The sequence below is a fragment of the Sphingobacterium sp. UBA6317 genome, from assembly GCF_002440385.1.
Classification (GTDB): domain Bacteria; phylum Bacteroidota; class Bacteroidia; order Sphingobacteriales; family Sphingobacteriaceae; genus Sphingobacterium; species Sphingobacterium multivorum.
The window spans coordinates 1-3,843 of the sequence record NZ_DJTD01000059.1; the positions used below are offsets into that span (position 1 = coordinate 1).

Annotated in this window: 4 protein-coding genes; all 4 read right to left on the bottom strand. The window is 38.1% G+C overall.

Translation table 11 applies throughout. The features are described from left to right. Positions 1–41: 41 nt before the first annotated feature. Positions 42–1,337 (bottom strand): phosphopyruvate hydratase, encoded by a 1,296-nt coding sequence (eno, locus tag B3E92_RS19635; protein ID WP_046675452.1) that lies wholly within the window; start codon positions 1,335–1,337, stop codon positions 42–44. A 212-nt stretch (positions 1,338–1,549) separates the two neighbouring features. Further along, positions 1,550–2,650 (bottom strand): glutamine-hydrolyzing carbamoyl-phosphate synthase small subunit, encoded by a 1,101-nt coding sequence (gene carA, locus B3E92_RS19640; protein ID WP_112376111.1) that lies wholly within the window; start codon positions 2,648–2,650, stop codon positions 1,550–1,552. A gap of 228 nt (positions 2,651–2,878) precedes the next feature. Beyond that, the gene (locus B3E92_RS19645) at positions 2,879–3,190 is read right to left on the bottom strand and encodes a DUF2752 domain-containing protein (RefSeq protein WP_115050671.1); all 312 of its coding nucleotides are present in this window, start codon (positions 3,188–3,190) and stop codon (positions 2,879–2,881) included. Further along, on the bottom strand, positions 3,190–3,546 hold the full coding sequence (locus tag B3E92_RS19650) for a TM2 domain-containing protein (protein WP_046675450.1): 357 nt from the start codon (positions 3,544–3,546) through the stop codon (positions 3,190–3,192). Before B3E92_RS19650 ends, B3E92_RS19645 begins: the two co-directional genes overlap by 1 nt. Positions 3,547–3,843: the final 297 nt, after the last annotated feature.

Here is a 3,843-nt window from a genome sequence, read left to right on the forward strand (position 1 = left end):
TTTTTGAGACAGCCTCTTTTATATAAAAAATAAGCTTTCGCTTATTTTTTAGCGTATTTAAAGTTTTTACCGATGAAACGTGCATTACCACCCAATTCCTCCTCAATACGTAACAATTGGTTGTATTTAGCCATACGATCAGAACGTGAAGCAGAACCAGTTTTAATCTGACCGCAGTTCAGTGCTACAGCTAAGTCAGCGATAGTCGCATCTTCAGTCTCGCCCGAACGGTGTGACATCACAGAAGTGTAACCAGAATTTTGAGCTAAAGTAACCGCATTGATTGTTTCAGTCAATGAACCAATTTGGTTTACTTTCACTAAAATTGAGTTTGCTGTATGAGTATCGATTCCTTGTTGAAGACGTTTTGTATTGGTAACAAAAAGATCATCACCTACTAATTGAACATGGTCACCGATTTTGTCAGTCAATGTTTTCCAACCAGCCCAATCATCTTCAGCCATACCATCTTCTATAGAAATAATAGGGTATTTAGCTGTTAATTCAGCCAAATAGCTTGCTTGCTCTTCGCTAGAACGCACAGCTCCTTTATCACCTTCAAATTTAGTATAATCGTATTTACCATCTTTGTAGAACTCAGAAGAAGCACAATCCAACGCTAAACAAACATCTTGACCAGGTTTGTAACCGGCAATTTCAATCGCTTTCAAAACTGTTTCGATGGCATCCTCAGTACCTTCAAAAGTTGGCGCGAAACCACCTTCATCACCTACTGCAGTTGAAAGACCTCTGTCATGTAAGATTTTTTTCAACGTATGGAAAACCTCAGTACCCCAACGCAAAGCCTCAGAGAATGAAGGCGCACCCACAGGCATGATCATAAATTCCTGAAATGCGATAGGTGCATCAGAGTGTGAACCACCATTGATGATATTCATCATAGGAATAGGTAACGTGTTCGCATTTACACCACCGATATAACGGTATAATGGTTGACGTGACTCTTGTGCAGCAGCTTTCGCTACAGCTAAAGAAACTCCTAAAATAGCATTTGCGCCTAAGTTTCCTTTATTTTCGCTACCGTCTAAATCAATCATGATTTTATCGATGGCATTTTGCTCGAAAACATCTACACCTTCTAGCGCTTTTGCAATTTTAGTGTTTACATTCTCAACAGCTTTCAAAACACCTTTTCCTAGATATTTTGACTTGTCACCATCACGTAATTCTACTGCTTCGTGAATACCAGTTGAAGCACCTGAAGGAACAGCTGCACGACCAACAAAACCATTTTGTGTAGTAACATCTACCTCAATTGTAGGGTTACCGCGCGAATCCAAAATTTGACGCGCATGAACATCGATAATTAAACTCATCTCTTTATTAGACTATAATTTATTTTCATTACTTAGTGTAGATAAGACACACTCTTATCTACAGACATTTTTCACAATCAAATATAATAAAAAATGTATTTATTCCCCTATTTATTATGAAATAAAATATGCTCCATCGGCATAACTGTTCAACTAAAAACAATAAAAAACCCTTCAAAATCTGAAGGGTTTTTTATAGAATATTGTGCAATTTAGTTTTTGATCATTGCTACAAAATCATCAAACAAGTAGCGCGAGTCATGTGGACCCGGGGATGATTCTGGATGATATTGCACCGAAAATGCTTTCTGTCCTTTGATACGGATACCTTCAATAGACTGATCGTTCAAATTGACGTGTGTAATTTCGACGTTCTCAGAATTTTGGATATCTTCAGCCACAACTCCAAAACCGTGGTTCTGCGACGTAATTTCACAACGGTTGGCGATAATGTTCTTCACGGGGTGGTTGATACCACGGTGTCCATTATGCAACTTGCTTGTGCGGATGCCATTTGCCAATGCTAAAATCTGGTGACCTAAGCAAATACCAAACATCGGTTTATTTGCGTTTAAAATAGCTTTTACAGTCTCGATAGCATAATCCATCGGTGCTGGATCGCCAGGACCATTGGAAATGAAATAACCATCCGGATTCCACTGCTCCATTTCTTCAAATGTTGTCTTCGCAGGAAAAACCTTTGTATATACATCACGAGCCTCAAAATTGCGCAAGATATTTTTCTTGATTCCCAAATCCAAAACTGCAACACGCAACGAAGCATTTTCATTACCGAAGAAATAAGGCTCAGCTGTCGTTACTTTCGAAGACAATTCAAGACCATCCATTGAAGGAACCTCCGCCAATTGACGTTTTAATTCTTCAACATCCAATGTTTCTGAAGAAATAATCGCATTCATCGCCCCCTTATCACGAATATGGCGCACTAATGAACGGGTATCCACATCAGAAATACCAACTAAATTTCCTTCCTCAAAGTAGCTTTGGATCGATTCATCAGCCATTTTGCGGCTGTAGTTGATGTTATAGTTTTTACAAACTAATCCAGCAATCTGAATTTGATTTGATTCGGTATCATCCGCATCAATACCATAGTTACCAATATGCGCATTGGTCGTTACCATGATTTGTCCAAAATAAGATGGATCTGTAAAAATCTCTTGATAACCGGTTGTTCCTGTATTAAAACAGATCTCCCCAGTAGTCGTACCAATTTTACCAGCGGCTTTACCGTGATAAACTGTACCATCTTCTAAAACTAAAATTGCAGGCAATTTGCTGTAGTTGGTCATTATCGATGTAATATTATAAAAATGTGTATCCTTACTTTTATGAATTTTAAAGCCTTCTTGACTGGATATAAAAAAAGCCCTCAAATGGGCTAAATATCAATTAACAATGCATCATTACGATTGACAAACCGTTTCCTAAGGCACCTACCAGTAAAGACTCTACTTTAATTTTCACGGGAGACAAAGTTACGACATATCACTTATAAAGTGAAAACATTTTTTATTTTTTTATCCTTCCATTGATTGGACTTCCCGAAACCGAATAAAGTCCCTCAAAATCAGCACAGTCAATAATGGGACAAGCATATAAATCAGCGGGTTTTCTAACCAAGCTTCTTGCCATTCCATCCGCAGCAAGGCGATAAAGGCTCTTGTTAACCCACAACCGGGACAATCAGAACCACTGATACTCTTCCAAAGACAGGGAATAAGGATATGGATATCTGTAAAAAGATACAAGCCAATGGCAATCCCGAAATACCCTAGCACCAACGAATATATCCAATGACATTTAAGGTATTTCAGGACGAGCGAAATCATTAATTATTGTTAATTGGACTCTTGATATAATTACCGTTGGCATCTTTATATTTTCCGACAATAATCATAATCAAATCGATTAGATACCAGATACCACATCCCCCCAAGGTAAGCAGCTGAATAACAGCAGTACCAATTTGCCCCAAGTAGAATCGATGCGCTCCAAAAGGGCCGAGAAAAAAACAAAATAACAGTGCTGGTAACCACCTGTCATCCTGAAAGGTGTTGTTTTGCTGTTGAAAAGGTTGGTTAGCATAAAAAATAGGCTGTCTCACACCACAAAATGGGCACACCTCCGCCTTGATATTGATTAACTTACCGCACTCTACACAATACTTTTCGTCTTCTGTTTTCATTTAGATTTAGTTTGGCGATGGAACTGAAAAACAGTCGTCCATCAGGGATTAAATAATAGGTTGAAATTAATAAAAAAACTTAAAAAACATACATTTTTTGGAGCACAATGCTGTGCGCTAGTTCATCTTCCCGTTAAAATGACCTATTATTACAGAACAGCGATCTTTTTGCTTCGTAATCGCAGCTTCTTCCTTTTTTCTTTTAATTTTTAGTTGCAGAAAATTAGAAATACGGAGGAATCAAATTCGTCTTTTTAACAGTGCTTGTTCGGTGTTCGTTCAGTGCTTGTTCAGTGC

Coding starts and splice junctions, on each gene's coding strand:
- B3E92_RS19650 (WP_046675450.1), bottom strand. CDS start 3,546: ATGAAAACAGAAGACGAAAAGTATTGTGTAGAGTGCGGTAAGTTAATC.
- carA (WP_112376111.1), bottom strand. CDS start 2,650: ATGACCAACTACAGCAAATTGCCTGCAATTTTAGTTTTAGAAGATGGT.
- B3E92_RS19645 (WP_115050671.1), bottom strand. CDS start 3,190: ATGATTTCGCTCGTCCTGAAATACCTTAAATGTCATTGGATATATTCG.
- eno (WP_046675452.1), bottom strand. CDS start 1,337: ATGAGTTTAATTATCGATGTTCATGCGCGTCAAATTTTGGATTCGCGC.